Annotated in this window: 14 protein-coding genes (1 of these 14 only partly in view); 10 read left to right on the forward strand and 4 right to left on the reverse strand. The window is 62.9% G+C overall.

Going from position 1 to position 24,560, the window contains the following annotated elements:
- The 5 genes from B1722_RS12805 to B1722_RS12825 all read left to right on the forward strand — a co-directional run.
- Positions 1-11,264, forward strand: partial view of a non-ribosomal peptide synthase/polyketide synthase gene (locus B1722_RS12805; protein WP_086792785.1) — the 3' portion only. The gene continues 6,559 nt to the left of window position 1, outside the view; only the last 11,264 of its 17,823 coding nucleotides appear in the window; the start codon falls outside the window, past its left edge; the stop codon is at positions 11,262-11,264.
- A 66-nt stretch (positions 11,265-11,330) separates the two neighbouring features.
- Positions 11,331-12,479 (forward strand): macrolide transporter subunit MacA, encoded by a 1,149-nt coding sequence (gene macA / locus B1722_RS12810; protein WP_041067195.1) that lies wholly within the window; start codon positions 11,331-11,333, stop codon positions 12,477-12,479.
- A 2-nt stretch (positions 12,480-12,481) separates the two neighbouring features.
- Positions 12,482-14,440: a MacB family efflux pump subunit gene (locus B1722_RS12815; protein ID WP_041067192.1), complete on the forward strand. Its 1,959-nt coding sequence runs from the start codon at positions 12,482-12,484 to the stop codon at positions 14,438-14,440.
- 674 nt (positions 14,441-15,114) lie between these two features.
- Positions 15,115-15,486 (forward strand): DUF6124 family protein, encoded by a 372-nt coding sequence (locus tag B1722_RS12820; RefSeq protein ID WP_086792787.1) that lies wholly within the window; start codon positions 15,115-15,117, stop codon positions 15,484-15,486.
- A 286-nt stretch (positions 15,487-15,772) separates the two neighbouring features.
- Entirely contained in the window at positions 15,773-16,132 is a 360-nt protein-coding gene (locus B1722_RS12825; RefSeq protein ID WP_086792789.1) for a DUF6124 family protein, read from the forward strand.
- A 61-nt stretch (positions 16,133-16,193) separates the two neighbouring features.
- On the opposite strand, the gene B1722_RS12830 is transcribed toward B1722_RS12825, so the two are convergent.
- Both B1722_RS12830 and B1722_RS12835 read right to left on the reverse strand, forming a co-directional pair.
- Complete coding sequence (locus B1722_RS12830) at positions 16,194-16,952, reverse strand: helix-turn-helix transcriptional regulator (RefSeq protein ID WP_086792791.1); 759 nt, start codon at positions 16,950-16,952, stop codon at positions 16,194-16,196.
- 148 nt (positions 16,953-17,100) lie between these two features.
- The gene (locus tag B1722_RS12835) at positions 17,101-18,024 is read right to left on the reverse strand and encodes a universal stress protein (protein WP_086792795.1); all 924 of its coding nucleotides are present in this window, start codon (positions 18,022-18,024) and stop codon (positions 17,101-17,103) included.
- A 311-nt stretch (positions 18,025-18,335) separates the two neighbouring features.
- On the opposite strand from B1722_RS12835, the gene B1722_RS12840 reads away from it, so the two are divergent.
- From B1722_RS12840 to B1722_RS12855, 4 genes are all read left to right on the forward strand, one after another.
- Positions 18,336-19,409: an NAD(P)-dependent alcohol dehydrogenase gene (locus B1722_RS12840; protein WP_086792800.1), complete on the forward strand. Its 1,074-nt coding sequence runs from the start codon at positions 18,336-18,338 to the stop codon at positions 19,407-19,409.
- Positions 19,410-19,444: 35 nt separating this feature from the next.
- Positions 19,445-19,660 carry a hypothetical protein gene (locus B1722_RS12845; RefSeq protein WP_041074980.1) on the forward strand — a complete coding sequence of 72 codons (216 nt, stop codon included), beginning with the start codon at positions 19,445-19,447 and terminating at the stop codon, positions 19,658-19,660.
- A 38-nt stretch (positions 19,661-19,698) separates the two neighbouring features.
- A complete protein-coding gene (locus tag B1722_RS12850) occupies positions 19,699-20,937 on the forward strand; it encodes a DUF4010 domain-containing protein (protein WP_086792802.1) in 1,239 nt (412 codons plus the stop codon).
- A gap of 116 nt (positions 20,938-21,053) precedes the next feature.
- Positions 21,054-21,977: a universal stress protein gene (locus tag B1722_RS12855; protein ID WP_041074985.1), complete on the forward strand. Its 924-nt coding sequence runs from the start codon at positions 21,054-21,056 to the stop codon at positions 21,975-21,977.
- Between the two features lie 50 nt (positions 21,978-22,027).
- On the opposite strand, the gene B1722_RS12860 is transcribed toward B1722_RS12855, so the two are convergent.
- On the reverse strand, positions 22,028-22,591 hold the full coding sequence (locus B1722_RS12860; protein WP_041074987.1) for a GNAT family N-acetyltransferase: 564 nt from the start codon (positions 22,589-22,591) through the stop codon (positions 22,028-22,030).
- A gap of 225 nt (positions 22,592-22,816) precedes the next feature.
- On the opposite strand from B1722_RS12860, the gene B1722_RS12865 reads away from it, so the two are divergent.
- Positions 22,817-23,731: a universal stress protein gene (locus tag B1722_RS12865; RefSeq protein ID WP_086792804.1), complete on the forward strand. Its 915-nt coding sequence runs from the start codon at positions 22,817-22,819 to the stop codon at positions 23,729-23,731.
- Positions 23,732-23,747: 16 nt separating this feature from the next.
- Here B1722_RS12865 and fnr read toward each other — a convergent pair whose 3' ends face one another.
- Positions 23,748-24,491 carry a fumarate/nitrate reduction transcriptional regulator Fnr gene (fnr, locus tag B1722_RS12870; RefSeq protein WP_041074991.1) on the reverse strand — a complete coding sequence of 248 codons (744 nt, stop codon included), beginning with the start codon at positions 24,489-24,491 and terminating at the stop codon, positions 23,748-23,750.
- Between the last annotated feature and the right edge of the window lie 69 nt (positions 24,492-24,560).

Genomic DNA, 24,560 nt, shown 5'->3' on the forward strand with positions numbered 1-24,560 from the left:
CGGTGGGCGGTGAACCGGAGGCCGAAGTCGCGGCCAACTTCATCACCACGGACTGCACACGCATCACTCCCGAGCTGCTGCCACTGGTAGCGCTCGACCAGCCGAGCATTGACCGCATCGTCGCCAGCATCCCCGGCGGCGTGGCCAATGTGCAGGACATCTATCCGCTGGCGCCGTTGCAGACTGGCATCCTCTTTCATCACTTGTCCGCCGCACAGGGCGATCCGTATGTGTTGCAGGCGCAGTTTGCATTTGCCGACGAGCAGCGCCTGAACACCTTCACCCAAGCCCTGCAGAACGTAATCCAGCGCCACGACATCCTGCGCACTTCGCTGTTCTGGGACGGCCTGCAAGACCCGGTGCAAGTGGTCTGGCGTGAGGCACCGCTGGCGTGCGAAGCGCTGGAACTGGATGGCGCGAACGGCGATGTACTCGAGCAATTGCGCCGTCGCTTCGACGCCACGCAGTACCGCCTGGCCGTCAATCAGGCGCCGCTGATGCGCGTGGTACACGCCTGGGATTCAGCCAATCAGCGGGTGGTGGCGTTGTTGCTGTTCCATCACCTGATCATGGACCACGTGGCGCTGGAGGTGCTGCAACACGAGATGCAGGCGTTCCTGATCGGTCAGCCGCAACGTCTGGCCGAGCCGGTGCCGTATCGCAATTACGTGGCGCACACCCTGTCGGGGATGAGCGACCAGCAGCACGAAGCGTTCTTCCGCGAGATGCTCGGTGACGTCGACGAACCCACCTTGCCTTACGGGCAGAACCCGGCGCAGGAAGGGCTGGCCACGCAGGCTCGGTTGAGCCTCGACGCCATGCTGAGCCGCAACCTGCGCAGTCAGGCGCGGCGCCTGGGTGTCAGCGCTGCAAGTCTGATGCACCTGGCATGGGCGCAGGTACTGGGGCCATTGTCCGGTCGTGACGACGTGGTGTTCGGTACGGTATTGCTCGGTCGCTTGCAGGGCGGCGAGGGCGCCGAACGGGCGCTCGGGGTGTTCATCAATACCTTGCCGCTGCGTATCGATCTGCGCGCGCACAGCGTCAAGGGCGCAGCACTGGCGACGCATCAATTACTCAGCCAGTTGCTCCAGCACGAACACGCACAACTGGCGCGCATTCAGCATTGCAGCGCCATGGCGCCGAGCACGCCGCTGTTCAGCACGTTGTTCAATTACCGTCATGGTGCCTCGGCGGGTGGCGGTTCTGCCGAGGCCCGGGCGGCCTGGCAGGGCATGCAATTGCTCGAGGCCGAGGAGCACAGCAACTACCGCCTGACCCTTAGCGTCGACGACCTCGGCGAAGGCTTCAGCCTGACCGCACTGGCCGGTGCCGGTATCGATGCGCGGCGCATTTGCGACTATCTGCAATGCGCCTTGCACGCGCTGGTGGAGGCGCTGGAGCACTCGCCGCATCAAGGCTTTGAACCGCTGTCGATCCTGCCGGGCGCGGAGCGCGAGCAGGTGTTGCACAGCTTCAACACGACCCGCGCCGATTACCCGCAGGGGTTGACGATTGCCCAGCGTTTCGAGCAGCAAGCCATTGAACGGCCGCAGGCGCTGGCAGCGGTGTTTGCCGGTGCCTCGCTGAGCTATGCCGAGTTGAACCGCCAGGCCAACATGCTGGCGCATCATTTGATTGCATCGGGTGTACAGCCTGACGACCGCGTGGCCATCGTCGCCCGGCGCGGTCTCGATACGCTGGTCGGGCTGGTGGCGATTCTCAAGGCGGGCGCCGGTTATGTGCCGGTGGATCCGGCGCACCCGGCGGAGCGCCTGAGCTATCTGCTGCAAGACAGTGCGCCTGTCGCGGTGCTGAGCCAAAGCGCTCTGCGTGAACGCCTGCCGGCATTGTCGGTGCCGCTGATCGACCTTGATCTGCGCCAGTGGCCAAACGAGCCAATCGACAACCCGTCGCTGCCGGCCCTGACCCCGCAACACCTGGCCTACGTGATCTACACCTCCGGCTCCACTGGCCTGCCGAAGGGCGTGATGGTCGAGCATCAGACCCTGAGCAACCTCGTGGACTGGCACTGCGCGGCCTTCGATCTGCACGCTGGCAGCCATACTTCAAGCCTGGCCGGGTTCGGTTTCGACGCCATGGCCTGGGAAGTCTGGCCGGCCTTGTGCGTTGGCGCGACCGTGCATCTGGCGCCAAACCATGACGGCAACGAAGACATCGACGCGCTGCTGACCTGGTGGCGTGCGCAGCCGCTGGACGTGAGCTTCCTGCCGACCCCGGTGGCCGAGTACGCCTTCAGTCAGGAGCCGGCGCATCCGACCCTGAAAACCCTGTTGATCGGCGGCGATCGTCTGCGCCAGTTCAACCGCAACCAGCCGTTCCGGGTGATCAATAACTATGGCCCGACCGAAGCCACGGTGGTGGCGACCTCCGGCCTGATCGAGGCGGGCGACGTCTTGCACATCGGTAAACCGGTGAGCAATGCCACGGTGTATCTGCTCGACGCGCAGCAACGCCCGGTGCCGCTGGGCGTGATGGGCGAGTTGTATGTCGGCGGTGCCGGCGTGGCCCGTGGGTACCTGAACCATCCGCAGATGACCGCCGAACGCTTTCTGCGCGATCCGTTCAGCAGCGTGCCGAATGCACGCCTGTACCGCACCGGCGACCTGGCGCGCTGGCGCGAGGACGGCACCCTCGAATACCTCGGGCGCAACGACGATCAGGTGAAAATCCGTGGCGTGCGTATCGAGTTGGGCGAGATCGAAACCCGGCTCAATCAGCTCGACGGCGTTCAAGACGCGGTGCTGCTGGCCCGAGAGGATGAACCCGGCCAGCCACGTCTGGTGGCGTATTTCACCGAACAGGGCGACGCGCTGAGCATTGGCGATCTGCGCGCCCGGCTGTTGGCGCAACTGCCGGAATACATGGTGCCGGCGGCATTCGTCAGGCTCGACGCATTACCGCTGACCGCCAACGGCAAGGTCGACCGCAAGGCGCTGCCGAAGCCGCAGCTGACTGCGCTGTTCAGCCGCGCATACGTCGAACCGCAAGACGCGCTGGAAACCGCGCTGGCGCAGATCTGGGCCGAGGTGCTGCAGGTCGAGCGGGTCGGTCGGCATGATCACTTCTTCGAACTCGGCGGCCATTCGCTGCTGGCCATGCGCATGGTCGCGCAGGTGCGTCAGCAACTGGGGCTGGAGCTGGTGCTGGCCGATCTGTTCGCCAACCCTGAACTGGCGGCGGTCGCCGAGTGCCTGTGCGTAGCGCAGGTCAGTAGCCAACCGCAGATCGTAGCGGTGCCGTGTGACGGCACGCTGTCCTTCGCCCAGCAGCGCCTGTGGTTTCTCGCGCAAATGGACGGCGGCAACTCGGCGTACAACATTCCGCTTGGCTTGCGCCTGCGCGGGCAACTCGATGGCGAAGCCTTGCAGCGCGCGCTGACGCAGATCGTTGCGCGCCACGACACCCTGCGCAGCCGTTTCGTCAGCGTCGACGATCAGGCGCAGGTGATGATTGCACCGGTCGACAGCGGTCTGCTGTTGCAGGTGGAGGACCTGCGCCAGGATCCACAGGCCGAAGCCACGGTGCAGGCACTGCTCGCGCAGGAAGCCGCGACTGCCTTCGATCTGCAGCACGATCCACTGATTCGCGGACGCCTGCTGCGTCTGGCCGACGAGCAGCATGTGCTGTTGCTGACCGTGCATCACATCGTCGCTGACGGTTGGTCGATGGGCGTGCTGACCCGTGAGCTGATGGCGCTGTATCAGGCCTTCAGTCACGGTCAGCCGGATCCATTGCCACCACTGGCGCTGCAATATGGCGACTACGCCGTGTGGCAGCGGCGCTGGCTCAGCGGTGACGTGCTGCAGCGGCAAAGCGATTACTGGCAGCAGACCCTCGACGGCGCGCCGGCGCTGCTGACCCTGCCCACCGACCGTCCGCGTCCGCCACAGCAGGACTTTGCCGGCAGCAGCGTCGTAGTACGCCTGGACGAGCGCCTGAGCGCCGGGCTAATAGCCCTGAGTCAGCGGCACGGCGTGACCCTGTTCATGACCCTGATGAGTGCCTGGTCGCTGTTGCTGAGTCGTCTGTCCGGGCAGTCCGACGTGGTGATCGGTTCGCCGGTGGCCAACCGCACCCGGGCCGAGATCGAAGGCCTGATCGGCATGTTCGTCAACACCCTGGCGCTGCGTATCGACACCTCGGGTGAACCGAACGTGGCCACGCTGCTGGCACGGGTCAAGGCGCGCACGCTGGAGGCGCAGGCGCATCAGGACCTGCCGTTCGAGCAAGTGGTGGAAATCGCCCGGCCGGCGCGCAGTCTGGCGCACAGCCCGTTGTTCCAGACCACGCTGAGCTGGGACAGCAACGTGGGGCCGAACCTGGCGCTGGGCGATCTGCGCCTTGAAGGAATCGCCGCGCTGGGCCAGGTGGCCAAGTTCGACCTGACCCTGACCCTGGGTGAGGTCAACGGGGTGATTCGCGGTTCGCTGGAATACGCCACGGCGTTGTTCGATCAAGCGACCGTCGAGCGCTATGTCGGCTACTTGCAGCGCCTGCTGGCGGCGATGGTCAACAATGAGCAGACAGTGCTGGAGCATGTGCCGTTACTCACCGAGTCTGAGCGTCAGTGTTTGCTCCACGACTTCAACGCCACGGCGCGCGAATACCCGCAAGCGCTGACCGTGCACGGGATTTTCCAGCAGCAGGCAGCGGCGCATCCGAAGGCGGTGGCGGCGGTGCATGGCGAGCATTCGCTGAGCTACTTTGAGCTGAACGCCCAGGCCAACCGTCTGGCGCATCATTTGATCAGCCAAGGCGTACAGCCGGGCGATCACGTGGCGATCCTGCTGCCGCGTTCGCTGGAACTGCTGGTGGCGCAACTGGCGATTGCCAAGTGCGCGGCGGCCTATGTGCCGCTGGACATCAATGCCCCGAGCGAGCGGCAGGCGTTCATGGTCGAGGACTGTCAGGCAGCGGCGTTGCTGACCCTCAGCCGTGAAGTCATCGACTACGCTGCGCCGCGCATCGACCTTGACCGCTTGACCCTCAGCGGCCAACCCACGCACAACCCGAACCTGGCGCAGTCCTCGGAATCGCTGGCGTACATCATGTACACCTCCGGCTCCACCGGCACCCCGAAAGGCGTGATGGTGCCGCACCGCGCCATCGGCCGCCTGGTGCTGAACAACGGTTATGCCGATTTCAACCCGCAGGACCGCGTGGTGTTCGCCTCCAATCCGGCGTTCGACGCCAGCACCATGGACATCTGGGGGCCGCTGCTCAATGGCGGGCGCGTGCTGGTGATCGATCACCAGACCTTGCTTGATCCGAACGCCTTTGGCCGCGAGTTGAGCGCAACCGGGGCGACCGTGCTGTTCGTCACCACGGCGCTGTTCAACCAATACGTGCAGCTGATTCCGCAGGCGCTGAAAGGCTTGCGCATTCTGCTGTGTGGCGGTGAGCGCGGTGACCCGGCGGCGTTCCGTCGACTGCTGGCTGAGGCGCCGGCGCTGCGCATCGTGCATTGCTACGGCCCGACCGAAACCACCACTTACGCCACGACGTTTGAAGTGCGTGAAGTGGCGGAAAACGCCGAGAGCGTGCCGATTGGCGCGCCGATCTCCAACACTCAGGTGTACGTGCTCGACGCGCATCAGCAACCGGTGCCGATGGGCGTGACCGGCGAGTTGTACATCGGCGGGCAGGGCGTGGCGTTGGGTTACCTGAACCGCGCCGATCTGACCGCCGAGAAGTTTCTGTGTGATCCGTTCAGCGAGCAGCCGGGCGCGCTGCTGTATCGCACCGGCGACCTCGCACGCTGGCTGGCACCGGGGCAGCTCGATTGCATCGGGCGCAATGACGATCAGGTGAAGATTCGCGGTTTCCGTATCGAACTGGGCGAAATCGAAAACCGCCTGCTCAACTGCCAGGGGATTAAGGAAGCGGTGGTGCTGGCGCGCCGCGATGGTCAGGACATCACGCGTCTGGTGGCCTACTACACCGCGCACGCCGGGCGCCTGGACAGCGCCGACCTGCACGCGCAGTTGCTGGCGCGACTGCCGGAATACATGGTGCCGAGCGCGTGGGTACAACTGGATGTACTGCCGTTGAACAACAACGGCAAGGTCGACCGCAAGGCGCTGCCGGCGCCGACACAGGCAGCGATGCTCAGCCGGGTGTATGTCGCGCCGATCTCGGCGCTGGAACACCATTTGGCGCGGATCTGGGCTGGCTTGCTGCAGCTCGAACAGGTCGGTCGTCACGACAGCTTCTTCGAACTGGGCGGGCATTCGTTGCTGGCGATGCGCATGCTGTCGCAGGTGCGCCAGCAGTTGGGCGTCGAGCTGACACTGGCCGAGTTGTTCGCCAACCCCGAGCTGGCCGCTGTCGCCGAGGTGTTGAGCCGGGCGGGGCGCAGCACCTTGCCGGAGATTTTGCCGGCACCGCGTGATCAGCTATTGCCACTGTCCTTCGCCCAGCAACGTCTGTGGTTCCTGGCGCAGATGGATGGCGGCCACAGCGCCTACAACATCCCGGTCGGTCTGCGCCTGCGTGGTCGGCTGGATGAAGACGCGCTGCAACGGGCACTGGCACGCATCGTTGCGCGTCACGAAACCCTGCGCAGCCGCTTCAGCCAGATCGACGATCAGCCGCAGGTGCTGATTCTGCCGGCCGAGAGCAGTTTGCTGCTGGCGGTAGAAGACCTGCGTCAGCACCCACAGGCTGAGAATGCCTTGCGTGGCCTGATCGAGGAACAGGCCTGCGCCTCCTTCAATCTGCAGCACGATGCGCTGCTGCGCGGACGTCTGGTGCGTATGGCCGACGACCATCATGTGCTGTTGCTGACGCTGCACCACATCATCGCCGATGGCTGGTCGATGGGCGTGCTGACCCGTGAGCTGGCGGCGTTGTATCAGGCGTTCAGCCGTGGCGAGGACGATCCGCTGCCGCCGCTGGCCCTGCAATACACCGACTACGCGGTGTGGCAACGGCGCTGGCTCAGTGGCGAGGTGCTGCAGCGCCAGAGCGATTACTGGCAGCAGACGCTGACCGGCGCGCCGGCCTTACTGACCCTGCCCACCGACCGTCCGCGTCCGCCGCAGCAGGACTATTCCGGCAGCCGCGTCGACATACTGCTCGATCAACACTTGAGCACCGGTTTGAAAGCCTTGTGTCAGCGTCGTGCGGTGACGCCCTACATGGTGATCATGAGCGCCTGGGCGATGTTGCTCAGTCGTTTGTCCGGGCAGGACGACGTGGTGATCGGCTCGCCGGTGGCCAACCGCACCCGCGCGGAGATCGAAGGGCTGATCGGCATGTTCGTCAACACCCTGGCGCTGCGCATCGACACCTCGGGCGAGCCGAGCGGCGAGGCGCTGCTGGCGCGGGTCAAGGCGCAGACTCTGGACGCTCAGGCGCATCAGGATCTGCCGTTCGAGCAAGTGGTGGACATCAGCAAGCCAGTCCGCAGTCTGTCGCACAGCGCGTTGTTCCAGACCATGCTCAGTTGGGACAACAACGACGATCCGAGCCTGACCCTCGGCGACCTGACCCTGGAAGGCGTGGCCGGCGAGAGCCATTTTGTGAAATTCGACCTGTCACTGAGTCTTGGCGATTCGCCCGACGGGATTCGCGGTTCGTTGCGCTACGCCACGGCGTTGTTCGACGAGGCGACCATTCGCCGCTTCGTCGGCTACTTCCAGCAACTGCTGGCGGCGTTGGTCAATGATGATCAGGTGCTGTTGACGCAGGTGCCGTTGCTGGCGACGGATGAGCGTCAGCGCTTGCTGGTGGATTTCAACGCCACCGAGGTTGATTGCCCGCTGGAGCAGCCGTTGCACGGCTTGTTCGAAGCGCAAGTGCGGCGCAAACCGGACGCTGTCGCGCTGCAATCCGCGCAAGGCAACCTGACCTACCGCGAGCTCAATCAGCGCGCCAACCGCTTGGCCCGGCATTTGCGTGAACTCGGTGTGCAACCGGATGCGCGGGTGGCGATCTGTGTCGAGCGCGGGCTGGATCTGGTGATCGGTCTGCTGGGGATTCTCAAGGCGGGTGGCGCCTATGTGCCGCTGGATCCGGGGTATCCGGTGGAGCGTCTGGCGTACATGCTCAAGGACAGCGCGCCGACCGCGGTGCTGGTGCAGACCGCTACTCGCGAGTTGTTCAATGAAGCGACCGCCACGGTAATCGACCTTGACCGCAGTACCTGGCAGCACCTGCCGGATCATGATTCGCCAGTGCCGCGTCTCAGCGCCTCGAACCTTGCGTACATGATCTACACCTCGGGCTCTACCGGATTGCCGAAAGGCGTGATGATCGAGCATCGCAGCGCCTGCAACATGGTGCATTGGGGCTCGCAGCTCAGTCCGCCAACCGAGCACGGCGCGCTGCTGCAAAAGGCGCCGTTCAGTTTCGACAGTTCGGTGTGGGAGATCTTCTGGCCGCTGTGTTCCGGGATGCGCCTGGTACTGGCGCGACCGGATGGCAACCGCGATTCGGCGTATGTGGTGCAGACCATTCGTGAGCAGCAGGTCACCGTAGTCAAATTCGTTCCGGCGCTGTTGCAGCAGTTCATCGAGCAGGACGGTGTCGAGCAATGCACCAGCCTGACCGATGTGCTCAACGGTGGTGGCGAACTCAGTGCAGCGCTGGCCCGCCAAGTGCGCGATCGCCTGCCGTGGGTGCGTTTGCACAACGTTTACGGCCCGACCGAAACCACCGTGGACAGCACCGGCTGGACGCTGGAGCCGGACATGCCGGTGCCGGACAACGTGGTGCCCATCGGTAAGGCATTGAGCAACACCCGTCTGTATGTGCTCGATGCCTACGGTCAACCGGTACCGCAAGGCGTCAGCGGTGAGTTACACATCGGTGGCGTCGGCGTGGCGCGCGGTTATCACGGTTTGCCGGAGATGCAGGCCGAGCGCTTCATCGACAGCCCGTTTGTGCCGGGGGATCGGCTGTACCGCACCGGGGATCTCGCGCGCTACAACCACGCTGGCGAGCTGGAATTCCTCGGTCGCAACGACTTCCAGATCAAGCTGCGTGGCTTGCGTCTGGAGCCGGGAGAAATCGAGGCACGGTTGATCGAGCATCCAGCGATTCGGCAAGCGGTGGTGATGGTGCGTGATGAGCGTCTGGTGGCCTGGTACACCGTGCGCGCCGGCATCGACGCGCCATCGTTGGAAACCTTGCGCGGGCATGTGCTGGAGCGTTTGCCCGAGTACATGGTGCCCGGCGCGTTTGTGCTGCTCGACGCTTTGCCACTGACACCGAACGACAAGATCGACCGCAAGGCCCTGCCGGAACCGGGGGCCGATGCCGTCATCAACCGGCCTTACGTGGCGCCCGAGGGTGAAGTCGAAACCGCGCTGGCGCAGATCTGGGGCGAGGTGCTTGGCGTCGAGCAGGTCGGACGGCACGACAATTTCTTCGAACTCGGCGGGCATTCGTTGCTGGCGGTGAAACTGGTCAATCTGCTGCAACGGGCCGGGCTGCAACTGTCGCTGGCCGAGCTGTTCCAGCACCCGAGCATTGAGTCTGCCGCCGCGCTGCTCAGTCAGGACGAGGCACTCAGTCAGCCTGACGGGCTGGTCGTAGTGCGCGGCGGGGCGCACGGTACGCCGCTGTTCCTGCTGCATGAATTCAGCGGCAGGGACGTGTACTTCCCGACTCTGGCCCAGCACATCGGTGGCGAGTTCCCGATTTACGGCCTGCCCGGCGTGCCGTTGGGGCAAGCGCAATTACGCACGCTTGAGTGCATGGCGCAGCGCATGGTCGGGATCATCCGCGCGGTACAGCCACACGGCCCGTATCGGCTGGCGGGCTGGTCGTTCGGCGGGGTGCTGACGCATGAGGTCGCGCAGCAATTGCTTGGCCTCGATGAACCGGTGGAGTTTATCGGCATGCTCGACAGCTACGCACCGAACCCGCTGGCTCAGGACAAGGCCATGTGGAGCGGCGAGGGCCTCGACAAGCGCCAGTTACTCGGCCATTGCCGTGGCCGTTCGCTGATGCTCGGTGCTGAAAGCGAGGCAGCGCTGGCGGCGGTGCAAACGCTGGAAGCGCAAGTCGAACAACTGGACTTCCCCGAGCTGTTCCAGCGCTGTCAGGCGCAACAACTGACCGACCCGGAACTGGCCACGGTCAGCGCGGCGGACGCCTGGCATTACTTTGATCGCGAAGCGGCGCATCGTCTGGCGCTGGCGCATTACCGGGTCAGCCCGGCGAGCCAGCCGATCCACTTGTTCCGTGCCCAGGAACTGATGGACGGCCAGTCATTGCCGAGCCCGACTCGCGGCTGGGAAGAGCGCTTCGATATCGGCTTGCTGCGTTGCATCGACATCCCCGGCGATCACCGGACCATGATGAAGCATCCGCACATTCAGGCACTCGGTCAGGCCATTACCGGGGCGCTGGAAACCCTGGTGACGCCGCAGCCGACACTGTATCAACCGCTGCTGACGATTCAGACCGGGCAGCCGGGGCATGCGCCGATTTTCTGCGTGCCGGGGGCGGGTGACAGTGTCACCGGGTTCATTCACCTGACCGAGGCCATCGGCCCGGAATGGCCGATCATCGGTCTACAACCGCGCGGGCTGGACGGCGTCAGTGTGCCCCACAGCGCGGTCGAAGCCGCTGCCGCGTTCTACCTGCAGGCCATCGAGCAGATCCACCCGCAAGGGCCGCTGCACCTGATCGGGCATTCGTTCGGCGGCTGGGTCGCGCATGCCATGGCCGCGCAATTGCAGGCGGCCGGGCGCGAGGTGGCGTCGTTGACCTTGATCGACAGCGAAGCACCGGGCGGTGACGGCACGGCGGGCAAGCCGTATACGGCCACTGCCGCGCTGCAACGGCTGATCGACACCCTGCAATTGTCCTGTGGCAAATCGCTGGGCATCGATCCGGCGACCTTCGCCAACGCCGATGACAGCACACAACTGCGCCTGCTGCACGCCGGCATGGTGCGCGCCGGGGTGTTGTCGGAGCGCGCGGCACCGGACGCGATGCACGGCCCGGTCCGCACGTTCGCCAGCGCCTTGCGCACTGTCTATCAGCCGTGTCTGGCCTACAGCGGGCCGGTGCGGCTGGTGCTGGTCGATGACCCGACGCTGGACGAGTGGGGCAATCAGCGCGAACAGGCGGCGATGCTCGAAGGCTGGCAGCGGCAGGTCAGTGATCTGGCGGTGTGGTACGGGCCGGGCAACCACTTCACGATTCTCAAGGCGCCCAACGTCTTCAGTTTCGCCGCGTGGTGGCATGACGGCCTGGCGCTGGCGGTCGGCGAAGCGCTGTCCTGAGTGTGGTTTTTCTATCAAGACCCGGCCGCTGGCCGGGTCCATCCCTGAACGGACTTGTGGTTATTTATGGAAAAGTCGAAGTTGCGCAAAGTCGGTATGGGGTTGGCGTTGGCGGCGGTGGCCGGGTTGGTGCTGTACACGGTGCAGGCCCCGGCCGAAGCGCCGAAATACCAGACGGCGCCGGTCGAACGCACGGACATCGAAAACACCGTGCTCGCCACCGGTTTGCTGGAAGGCGTCAAGCAAGTGGATGTCGGCGCCCAGGTGTCGGGGCAGTTGAAGTCGCTCAAGGTCAAGGTTGGCGACAAGGTGAAGAAGGGCCAGTGGTTGGCGGAAATCGATCCGCTGGTGCTGCAGAACACCCTGCGGCAGGCGCAGGTCGATGAGGAGAACCTGCAGGCGCAGAAGCGCGCGACGCAGGCGCAGCTCAAGCAGACCAAAGCGATTTACCAGCGCTATCAGAACCTGCAGGAAGACGCGTCGATCTCGCGTCAGGATTTTGAAACCGCGCAATCGAACTACGAGGTGCAGCAGGCCAATCTGTTGTCGCTGGACGCGCAGATCAAGAGTGCGCACATCCAGATCGACACCGCCAAGGTCAACCTCGCGTATACGCGGATCGTCGCACCCATCGATGGCGACGTGGTCGGCATCGTCACCCAGGAAGGCCAGACCGTGATCGCTAACCAGTTGGCGCCGATCCTGCTGAAACTGGCGGATCTGGACACCATGACCATCAAGGCGCAGGTCTCGGAAGCGGACGTGATCCATATCGCGCCGGGACAGCAGGTGTACTTCACCATTCTCGGCGAGGACAAACGCTATTACGGCAAGCTGCGCGGTACTGAACCAGCGCCGCAGAACTTCCTCGAAACGCCGCCGGCCGGCACCCCGAAACAAAACACCGCAGTGTTCTACAACGCGCTGTTCGAGGTGCCCAATCCCGACCATCGCTTGCGTATCTCGATGACCGCGCAGGTGCGTATCGTCCTTGATACCGCGCAATCGGTGCTGACCGTGCCGGTGGCCGCGCTCGGGCCACGCAATGCCGATGGCAGCTTTCCGGTGCGGGTGCTGGACGCCAAGGGCCAGGCGCAGTCGCGCAACGTGCAGACCGGGATCAACAACAACGTCAAAGTGCAGATCAATCAGGGCCTGAATGAAGGCGAGCGGGTGGTGATCGGCGATCCGCTGCCCGCCGTGGCGGGGGCTTGAGCATGACGCAGCCGTTACTGCAACTGACCGGCATCACCCGCAGTTTCACTGCCGGCGACCGCGAGTTTCTCGCGCTGAAGGACATCAACCTGACGATCAATGCCGGAGAAATGGTGGCGATCATCGGCGCCTCCGGCTCCGGCAAATCAACCCTGATGAACATCCTCGGCTGCCTCGATTACGCCACCGCCGGCAGCTACAGGATCAACGGTCAGGAGACCCGCGACCTCGACGATCAGGCGCTGGCCGAACTGCGCCGCGATTACTTCGGCTTCATCTTCCAGCGCTATCACTTGCTGCCGCACCTGAGCGCGATGCACAACGTCGAGATGCCGGCCATCTACGCTGGCATTCCCGCGCCGCAACGCCACGCCCGCGCCCGCGAGTTGTTGGCGCGACTGGGTCTCGACGGGCACCTGACCCACCGGCCGAGCCAGCTCTCCGGTGGTCAGCAGCAACGGGTGAGTATCGCCCGGGCCTTGATGAATGGCGGTGAAGTGATTCTCGCCGACGAACCCACCGGCGCCCTCGACACCGCCAGCGGCAAGGAGGTGATGCGCATTCTGCTGGAGCTGCACGCAGCCGGGCACACGGTGATTCTGGTGACCCACGACCCGAAAGTCGCGGCCAACGCCGAGCGCATCATCGAAGTCAGCGACGGCGAAATTCTCAGCGACCGGCGCAACCAGCGCGACACCGGGCAACTGTCGGACGAAGAGCAGGTGCCGGCCAAACCACCGGCGACCCGCCGCCTGGTGGCCAGCCTCGGGCTGTTCAAGGAGGCCTTCAACATGGCCTGGGTGGCGCTGATTTCGCACCGCATGCGCACCTTGCTGACCATGCTTGGCATCGTCATCGGTATCACCTCGGTGGTGTCGATTTCGGCGATCGGTGAGGGCGCGAAAAATTACGTGCTCAAGGACATTTCGGCAATCGGCAGCAACACCATCGATATCTATTCCGGCAGCAGTTTCGGCGACAAGCGCGCCGCCTCGATCGAGACACTGGTGCCGGCCGACGTCACCGCGCTGAATCAGCTGTATTACGTCGACAGCGCCACCCCGGTGGTCGGTCGCAGCATGCTTCTGCGTTACCGCAACATCGACCTCGACGCGCAGATCAACGGCGTCAGCGACCAGTACTTTCAGGTGCGTGGGATCAAACTGGAGGCGGGCATTACCTTCAGCGAAAGCGATGCGCGGCGCCAGGCGCAGGTGGTGGTGATCGATTACAACACTCGGCATCGGCTGTTCGCCGAGGGCGTCGATCCGCTGGGGCAGGTGATCCTGATCGGCAACCTGCCGTGCACGGTGATCGGCGTGGCGGCCGAGAACAAAAACCTGTTTGCCTCAGGCAAAACCCTCAACGTCTGGGTGCCCTACGAAACCGCCGCCGGGCGTATCCTGGGCCAACGTTTTCTCGACAGCATCAGCGTACGGATCAAGGACGGCCAGTCGAGCAAAGTCGTGGAAAATCATGTCACCCAATTGCTGCTGCAACGCCACGGCATCAAGGACTTCTACACCAACAACCTCGACAGCGTGATGCAGACCGTGCAGAAAACCAGCCGCTCGCTGGCCTTGCTGCTGTCGCTGATCGCGGTGATTTCGCTGGTGGTCGGCGGCATCGGGGTGATGAACATCATGCTGGTGTCGGTCACCGAGCGTACCCGCGAGATTGGCATTCGCATGGCGGTCGGCGCACGGCAGTCGGACATTCGTCAGCAGTTTCTGGTGGAGGCGGTGATGGTCTGCCTGCTCGGCGGGGCCATCGGCATTTCCCTGTCGTACGCCATCGGCCACCTGTTTTCGCTGTTCATCAAGGAATGGGAAATGGTGTTCTCCATGGCCTCGGTGTTGACGGCGGTGATCTGCTCGACGCTGATCGGCATCGTCTTCGGCTTCGTCCCTGCGCGTAATGCTTCGCGCCTGGACCCGATCGAGGCGCTGGCGCGGGACTGATTGCCGGAGCTGATTGGCCGGGCTCGTGCCTTAAGCGCACAAATCGAAAGGGACGGGTCATGACCCCGTCCCTGTTTTTCGCCCTCAATCCAACTGTGGGAGCTGGCTTGCCAGCGATGACGGCCTACCAGCCGACCAACCTCCCACCTGAATGCACTCGGTCAAATGGTGGGAGCTGGCTTGCCAGCGATGACGGCCTACAAGCCGACCAACCTCCCACTGAATGCACTCATTCCAACTGTGGGAGCGAGCTTGCTCGCGAAAGCGGCTTGCCAGACAACATCAAAACAACAGAGCAAACCCCGCACATAAACATAACCCCGCAACCACGTTTAAAATACACGAACCGTTACGCCATACCGGCTACAACGCCTTGCGCCGTTACCTACGCGTACGCCAGAATCCGCCGGCTTACACGGCTATGGGGCGGGCTATATCGTTTCCCTGTCACTGAAAATCAGTGATCGGGTTTGGTAGCCCGTTTCTAAGTGTGATGGCGACGCCATATTCAGTACCTTTTCAGGGACTCGATTTTATGGTGGCCATGCGTGGGGCTCATTCGTGAGCGCCGGGTTTTCCTGCTTAGACCGGTCTACCAACCCGCGTATGGCCGCCACCCTCGTTTGGTAGCGAGAGTGATGGCTCCTTACTTTTGCTAAGCAGGAGCTTCATCCATGTTCAAAGCCACACCCAACCCCCCAGACACCTCAATCCCGTACGACCCAGCCCTCGACCCGCAGAAGATAAAAGCGGCCACCGACCGCGCCATCAACTTCTACCTCAACCCCGGCGCCCTGAAGATCTCGATCCCTTCAACACCCTCAAGCAAATCCAACAGAATCTTCCTCATCGACCCCACCGTGGACGAGGAAACCTTGCTCGTCGAAGCCTGCGAATCGTTAGCCGCCGCCAGCGATATGGCCCGTGATATTGGCGACGTCATCGACCACCCACAGCGCCGGGCCATGCTGATGCTGCATCAGGTGATCATGCTCAGTGAACTGATGGTCAACCGAGTACTGGACGGCCGCCGCGTGCCGAACTAATCACCCGGTCCCCTGTAGGAGCTGCCGAAGGCTGCGATCTTTTGATTTTGTTTTTCAAGATCAAGATCAAAAGATCGCAGCCTGCGGCAGCTCCTACAGGTCATCAATCTTCCAAAGTGCCTCGATCGGAGTTCCAGCTGATGTCNTCACCCGGTCCCCTGTAGGAGCTGCCGAAGGCTGCGATCTTTTGATTTTGTTTTTCAAGATCAAGATCAAAAGATCGCAGCCTGCGGCAGCTCCTACAGGTCATCAATCTTCCAAAGTGCCTCGATCGGAGTTCCAGCTGATGTCCGAAACCCCACCCAATCCGCCGATCACAGACCCGGTGTCACCCTACGAATCCCTCAACTCCAGAAAACTCCACGAAGCCGCCGAACGCGCCCTCGACCATTACCTCGCGCCCGCGCAAATCATGGCAACGCCGTACAGCCCCAGTAGCATGTTCCTGGTCAACCCGCAAACCGACACCGAATCCCTGCTGGCCAACGCCTGCGAATCCCTGGCCTCGGCCACGGTGATGCTCGGTGATTTCGCCGGCACGCTGGAAGGGCCGAGCCGCAATACCGCGCTGGGCATTGCGCAGGTGGTGATGCTGGGGGAGTTGGCAGTGAATCAGGCGCTGGATAGAGTCGTGCCGAAGGATTAAGCCTCCAATGTAAAAAACCGCCACCCGGGGAGGGCGGCGGTTTTTTTCTTCAGTGGCGGACTCAGGCCGCGCTGGTGGCGGTGGACGTGTCCTCCGGCGAGTACATCCAGCGCATCAACGAATGCCGGCCGCTGATCCCCAGTTTGATCGCGGCGCGCTTGAGATAGCTTTCCACCGTGTTGACCTTCAACTGCAATTGCTCGGCCAGCTCCGGCGCGGTACGCCCGGCGAGCAGGCCAATGCACACTTCGGTTTCGCGATTGGACAGGCTCAGGCCCAGTTGCTGCAAACGTTCGTTGAAGCGCAGTCGCAGGTTGTCCAGGCCCGGTTGCACGCCGTCAGTGCCGGGCGACGGCTCTTCAGTGCCGGTTTGCAAGGGTTGCAGGGCGTGAATGTGTTTTTCCAGCATCGGCAACAGCACCGGAGAGATGTCCTGCAACAAACTCTGCTCCTGGGCCGAGAACCGTTGCGACTGGTCGTTGCGATACACCGAAATCACGTAGCGGTAGCCGTCCTTGCGTCGGGTCAGGTGCAATTGTGAGGCGTCGGCGCTGGCGGAGGCGGGCGCGTCTATTGGCGCACTCGAGCGTGCGGCAATGTGTTCGCAGAATACCGTTTCAGCCTGCTGGGCCGAGTCTTTGCCGGTTTCCGGCGGATTGCGATGGGCGGGGCGGCCGACCGGCTCAACGCGCATTTGCCGAATGTGCGTGGCGTCCACCGCCAGTTGCGTCTGGATCAGGTCATGCAGCATTCGCGGAAAGTGCCGGCTACCGGTGCTCGCAATGACTTTGCCGATATGGGGAAACAGGTGTGAGTTCATAAACATCATCCATGAGTTGCAGGTGAAACAGTCCCATTCCTGACCTGCGTCGAGCATGTTCCCTGGTCGACGCAATGTCAGGATGTGGATCCTATCCTAGTACAACGTTTGAAAGACGGTTTAATGAAGGCGTTATCAGCTTATAACTTCACTCGATTTTTTCCGGCGCCACCACCCACACGCTGCACGGCATCTTGTACAGCAGGTGTTCGACGGTGCTGCCGATCAGACGGCCCACGCCCCGGTGGGCAATGCGGCCCATGACGATCATGTCGATGTCATAAGCATCGGCGTAGCTGGCCAGTACCTTGGCCGGGTCACCCAAAATCATGTGCTGGTTTTCTGCCGGAATATCGTTGCGTTCGGCCAGCTCACGGAACGTTTCGCCCTGGGCATCGAACAGCGCCTTGGCGGCACTGGAAGAAAAGAACGCGGAGGCGTGATCGAAACCGAATTCGGCGGCGCTGAGCGAGGTCAGGTCATGGGCGTAAATCACGTCGAGCTGCGCGTTACACAGCGTCGCCAGTTTATCGGCCTCGTACAGGATCCGGTCGTTCAGACCTTGGTACTGACCATCGCGATGGAACGGGTCGACCGCCGCGACAATCCGCCGTGGCAGGGCGTGTTGCACATGGCTGACGAAATGCAGCGGCACCGGGCATTCGCGCAGCAGGTGCACATCCAGCGGGGTGAACATCAGGCGCGACAGCAGTGATTCGTGTTCCAGTGCCTTGATCAGCGCCGCCATCGGTTGTTCGCGCAGGTGAATGAGGATTTCCTGCAGCGGCCTTTCGACCCAGACCACCTCGGTGGTGACGTGCACCCCGAGTTTGCGCAATGGCCGGGCCTGGTCCTCAAGCCATTGATGATGGCGTTCGATGTAGCCCAGGCGCATCTGTTCCAGCGCCTGTTCGTTGACCAGTCCGGCGGTTGCCAGGCCTTCCAGATAATCGAACGCAACGATGTGCAACGCCGCGTCGGAGGCCTTGGCCAGCGCGGCGGCGCGCTCGAAAGCCGGGCTGTTTTTCATCAGGGGCGAAACCACCAGCATGAAACGCGATTGCTCAGACATGACAAATCTCCCGTGGTTGATCGCACACACGACGCGAAAGGGCGGCGTTGTGTTCGGGCCGTGAGCCTTGAGTCCATCGTGGCCTGGGCGTGGCGGGCGGGATTGATATTTGTCAACGGGGCGATTCACCTACACCGTCCATCGGACGTGCGGTAGGGGGAGGCTGTCCGAGGTCCCGGGTGGGAGCGGACGTGCTCGGCGAAAGCGGTGGGCTGATCCGCAGTTTGTTTGACCATTATCAACGTTGGTGCTGTGACGACGGCGCAGTCTTGAGGACATCTCAAGCTGCGACTCGCTCAGAGGATTTGATCATGGCCATGATGAAAGCGGCGATCTTCGTCGAAAAGAACCGCATCGTGCTTGAAGACAAGCCGATTCCGCAAGTTGGGCCACTGGATGCGCTGGTGCGCGTCACCACCACGACTATTTGCGGCACCGACGTGCATATCCTGCGCGGCGAATACCCGGTGGCCAAAGGGCTGACCATCGGTCATGAGCCGGTGGGCGTCATCGAGCGACTGGGTTCGCAGGTGCGCGGTTTCGTCGAAGGTCAACGGGTGATCGCCGGGGCTATCACGCCCAGCGGCCAAAGTTACGCCTGCCTGTGCGGTTGCGGCTCGCAGGACGGCCCGGACACCCGCCACGGCTTCAAGGCGATTGGCGGCTGGAAGTTCGGCAACACCATTGACGGCTGCCAGGCCGAATACGTGCTGGTGCCGGACGCCCTGGCCAATCTGTGCCCGATCCCCGACGGCTTGAGCGACGAACAGGTGCTGATGTGCCCGGACATCATGTCCACCGGTTTTTCCGGGGCGGAGCGCGGGGAGATCAACATCGGCGACAGCGTCGCGGTCTTTGCCCTCGGGCCGATCGGCCTGTGTGCGGTAGCGGGGGCGCGCCTCAAGGGCGCCACCACGATCATCGGCGTCGATGCCGTGCCCGAACGCATGAGCGTCGCCCGCCGACTGGGCGCGACCCATGTGGTCAACTTCAAGGATGGCGACGTGGTCGAGCAGATCATGGCGTTGACCGATGGCCGTGGCGTCGACGTGTCCATCGAAGCGCTGGGCACCCAAGGTACGTTCGAAGCGGCCTTGCGGGTGCTGCGTCCCGGTGGACGCTTGTCGAGCCTGGGAGTGTACTCCAGCGACCTGCACATTCCGCTCAATGCCTTTGCCGCCGGGCTGGGTGATTACAGCATCGTTTCGACCCTGTGCCCCGGTGGCAAGGAGCGCATGCGCCGCTTGATGGCGGTGGTGCAAAGCGGCGCGGTGGACCTGTCGCCGCTGGTGACCCATCGCTTCAAACTCGATGACATCGAGGCGGCGTATGAGCTGTTTGCGCATCAGCGCGACGGGGTCATGAAGGTGGCGATTACCCCTTGAACAAGGGCCTTTTCCGATTCGACGGAGGCTTTTCGATGAACATTGATATCAGTGCAACGGCGGCGCCGCATGGCTGGGTGGTGTCGCTGGATGATTGTCGCGTGTACTTCAATCAGTTGCAGGAGGCGCAGGCTTTTGTCAGCCGGCTCCAGACCCGTATCGACGCGCCGCATCCCTGGCCACACGCTACTGAGCGTCAAATATTTACTCCATCCGCGCCGGTCAGAACCGTGAAGGCTGTTGCGGGCTGAATTCGATCCGTGCAGGGGTAAGGCAGGGCAAATCGACGATGAATGAATCCCTGGGCATGACGGGGGCGGCGGCTGCCTTGGGCATCGGCATGCTCATCGGTCTTGAGCGCGAACGGCACAAGGGCACGGGTGAGCGTCGAGGCAGCGCAGGTTTGCGCACCTTCGCGATCAGCGCGTTGCTGGGCTACGCCGCGATGGTGGTCGGGGCGGCGTTGTTGGTGGGGATTGTCGCAATCGGTTTGACCTTGCTGATCACCGTCGCCTATTGGCGCGGGCGCGATGACGATCCCGGCGTGACCAGCGAAGTGGCACTGATCATCGTGCTCATATTGGGCGCGTTGTGCACACGCTCACCCGAACTGGCGGTGGCGATTGGCGTGGTGGTGGCGGGTTTGCTGACGTATCGGGAAAAGCTGCATGACTTCGCGATCACGCAGTTGAGCGAAACCGAAATGCGCGATGGCCTGGTCTTGCTGATAACCGCGCTGGTGGTGTTGCCGTTGACACCGGATCGCTACATCGGGCCGTACGCCGCGCTCAATCTGCGCACCATTTGCACCTTGACGGTATTGCTGATGCTGGTGGGCGCCGGCGGGCACATTGCCGTTCGTACGCTGGGCATTCGTTACGGCTATGTCATCAGTGCCATCGCCTCCGGCTTCGCTTCCAGCACCGTGACCATTGCGACGATGGGCCATCGGCTCACCCGGGAGCCGGCGAATCTGCGGATCCTCAGCGCGGCAGCGCTGCTGTCCAATCTGGCGACCATGGTTCAGACCGGGCTGATTCTCGCCACCGTCGATCCAGCCTTGTTGCGCAACATGTGGCTGCCGTTAGTCTGCGGCAGCGTGGCGGCGCTGATCTACAGTGCTTGTCTGATGTTGCCCCGACCCGCCAGAGGAGCTGAAGAGACGCTGCCGGCAGGCGGTGCATTCAATCTGAAACTGGCCTTGATCGTTGCGTTGACCATGACCGCGATCACCCTGGTCTCGTCGGCCATGCTCAGTCAATTCGGCCAGGTGGGCGTGATGCTCACCGCCACCTTCAGCGGGTTCGCCGATGCGCACGCGTCAAGCGCCTCGATCGCCGGGTTGGCCAAGGCCGGTCTGTTACCGGTGGAGGCGATTGTCGCTCCGGCGCTGATCGCGATCAGCAGCAACTCGTTGAGCAAATGCGTGGTGGCCTGGGTCAGCGGCGGCAGGCGTTTCGCGGCGATTGTCATCCCCGGGCAGGTGCTGCTGACACTGGCGATGTGGGCCGGCACCTTGTGGCACTGAAACGCGGCGGCGCGGGTTTGAGGCAGAGCTGATCAAGATCAACTCGTCGGCAGCAGGAGCGGGCAATCTGGAGATCTGTTCACTTGATTCCGTTGGCCGCCGTGCCGAGGTGCCCCATGTCGCAGACCCAACGCTTGTTGTTGATTGCTCCCCCTACCATGAGCCACACCCCGGCGTTCGAGCGTGCCGCCGCGTTGGCGGTCGCCATGCAGTTGCCGTTGCACATCGTCGCCTTCGATTACCTGCAGGCGCTGGCGGTGGCGGGCCTGTTCGCTCCTGAGCAAATCCGTCTGGCCCGGGACGGTTACTTGCGCACGCATCGCCAGTGGCTTGCCGAGCAGGGCAAATTGCTCGAACGGCATGGCATCCAGGTCACCAGTGAGGTGGTCTGGGTGCAACATCCTTACGAAGAAGTCCTGCAGTTCGTCAACGAAATGCCGTTGGCGCTGATTATCAAGGATGCGCAGCAGGAGTCGGCGTTGAAGCGGGTGTTTTATACCCCGCTGGATTGGCAGCTGCTGCGCGACTGCCCGGTGCCGGTGCATCTGGTCACCGATGACGTGCATCCAAGGCCACGCAGTGTGCTGGCGATCATTGACGTACTGCGCAGTGAAGATCAGGACCTGCTGTTCAATGATCAGATTGTCGACGCCGCGGTGCGCCTGGCCGAGCAGTGTGATGCCAGGCTTGAGTTGCTGCATGTCTACGACTGGGCGGCGGTGTATGCCACGGACATGGGCTACGGCGCCTTGCCGCTGGCCACCGGCATCTATGAGTCACTGGGCAGTGCGCAACATGAGGCATTTGCCGCCCTGGCCGAACGCCACGGTGTGCCGCCGACCTGCCGACATTTTGTCGAGGGTCCACCGGTGCCGAGCATTTGCGAGTTTGCCGCCGAACATCACATTGAGGTGATCGTGTTGGGCACGGTGCAGCACCACGGTTTGAACAAGTTGTTGGGCACCACCGCCGAACAGATCCTGCATCGTGCGCCGTGCAGTGTGCTGGCGATCAAACCGGGACATACCTTGCAATCGTGAAGAATCGCCCGGTGCCGAGTCGTTTTGCAGACTTGGCACCGGGCGATTTTTTACAGGTGAAGACGGTGTATGACCTGACGGCTGTCTTCAGGATCGTGGTGGGTTTCGAACTTCAGCGCCCGGGCCAGTTCGCGCATCGGTTCGTTGCTGGCAACGTCGACCGAATACATCTGGCGGAAGCCGTTCTGGCGTGCAGCCTTGATCAGATGCTCCATCAACAGTGTCCCCAGGCCCAGGTGTTGCCATTCATCGGCAACGGTGACGGCACATTCGCATTCATGCTCGCCGGTGGCGGCATACCGGCTGATGCCGATTTCGATCAGTTGGCCGTTTTCATGCACCAGCGCGATGAACGCCGTGCGCTGCCGGTTATCGGTGTCCATCAGTTGGTCGAGCATTGCCGGGCCGGGTTCGCTGATCTGCGCCAGAAAACGCATGTGCCGGGACTCGGGCGACAGGCGCTTGATGAAGGCGTATTCACGCTCGCGATCCTTTTCCGCCAACGGACGGATCAACACATGACGCCCATCCTTGACGGCCTCGATCCAGTGTTGCCCGGAGACTGCGGCGTAGGCCGCCACGGCTCGATCGTTGTGGTCTTTGACTGTAAGCATGGGGTAATCCTCCATCCGGTTTGAAAAGGCTGACACGGGTTGAGCAACGGTTGTTTTTGATGGTTTTACGCCGTCGCCGAGGCCCGCATCTGATCTGGATCAGACACACGCAAACGCGTCACTCAATGGCTGTTGGTTGATGTAAATCAACGTCGGGCAGTGGGCCGCGAGCGCAGGCTGGAACCTTGCCGGTCGTGCAACGCCGGTGCCGAGCGGAGGTGTGTGATGGGGCAATATCAACGTTTGCTGCTGGTCGCCGACCAGACCCTGCATCAGTCACCCGCCATGCTGCGCGCCATGGCGCTGGCCAAGGCGAGCGGCGCGGCGCTGGACGTACGGGCCTTTGTCGAACCGGTGCCGGTTGCGCATCTGTGGGAAGAAAGAATCGACGAAGTCGACGCTCAGCGCTATTTGCGGCGCTACCGCCGCTGGATCGCCGATGAGGTCGAACGACTCAACGGCCATGGCCTGAAGGTCACCGTCGATGTGGTGTTCACCACGCACCCGTTGCTGGAGATTCTCAGGACCGTGCAGGCGCTCAAGCCCGATCTGCTGATCAAGGATGTGGCGCTGGAGCCAGTGCTGAAACGGGTGTTCATCACGCCACTCGATTGTCACTTGCTGCGTGAATGCCCGGTGCCGGTGCACCTGGTCAATCAGATTCGCTACGCATTACCGCATCGAGTGGTCGCGGCGGTGGATCCGTTCGATCCGGCCACGCAGATCAACGGCTTGAACGACACCATCATCCAGACGGCCAACGCCCTGGCCTTGCAATGTGACGCGCCGTTGCACTTGTTGTACGCCTATGACTTGTCGGCGGCATTCAACGGTGACGCACCGCTGGTGACCGGTGGCTGGAACGGCAACTTTGTCGAAGAACTGCGTGAATCGCTGCATCAGGCTTTTGTGACCTTGGCCGATCGTCATGGCGTACCCCCGGAACGTCGGCATTTCGCCATGGGCTTGCCGGTGCCGGTGATCAGCGAGTTTGTCGAGCAGTACCTGGCTGACGTGGTGGTGATGGGTACGGTGCATCGGGTCGGGGTTGACCGGTTGATCGGCAGCAACACCGAGCGGGCACTGTACTCGGTGCCGGGCAGCATTCTGGCGGTCAGGCAACGGGGCCCCAGCGATTGACCGGCCGGGGCCGGCCTCAGCGTGGCGAGCGGTGGCAGCCGGCAACCAATTGCTTGAGGCCGTCCATGTTCTGGATTCGCACGTCGCGGCCGCTGATTTCCACCAGTCCCTGATCCCGCAGGTGAGCGATGCCCCGGCAGATGGTTTCCAGACGCAGCCCGAGAAAGGAACCGATTTCCTCGCGGCGCATTTTCAGCACGAAATCCTTTGCCGAGTAACCGCGCAGGCTCAAGCGTTGCGACAGGTTGAGCAGAAACGCCGCTAGCCGCTCATCCGAGTTCATGTTGCCCATGAGCATCAACATGCTGTGGTCGCGCACGATTTCACGGCTCAGCAACCGATTGAGGTTGTGCTGCAGCGACGGCAGGTTCTGCGCCAGTTTTTCCAGCTGCGCAAAGTGGATCGGGCAGACCTCGCTGTCCTCCAGGGCAAAGGCATTGCAGGCATGCTCGTCGGCGCTGATGGCATCCAGCCCGAGCATCTCGCCGGGGATGTGAAAACCGGTGACCTGCTCACGGCCGTCCACCGACAGCATGCTGGTCTTGAACGAGCCGATTCGCACGGCATACAACGAGCGCAGCGGATCGCCCGTGCGGTACAGCGCGGCCCCCTTTTTGACCTTGACCCGTTGCACGATGAGCGTGTCCAGGCGCTCGACTTCTGCACCGCTCATGCCGATCGGCAGACACAACTCCAGCACACTGCAGTTGGAGCACGCGGTTTTGAGGTGGTGCACAGGCAGAGCAAGTTTTTCGGACATGGGAGGGTTCACGCGGTTGGGGGTGGGTTAAGCATAGGTGCCCCGCATACGGACACCGATTTCATTTAA

This window comes from Pseudomonas sp. SCPG-7 (assembly GCF_002156405.1).
GTDB classification, from domain to species: domain Bacteria; phylum Pseudomonadota; class Gammaproteobacteria; order Pseudomonadales; family Pseudomonadaceae; genus Aquipseudomonas; species Aquipseudomonas parakoreensis.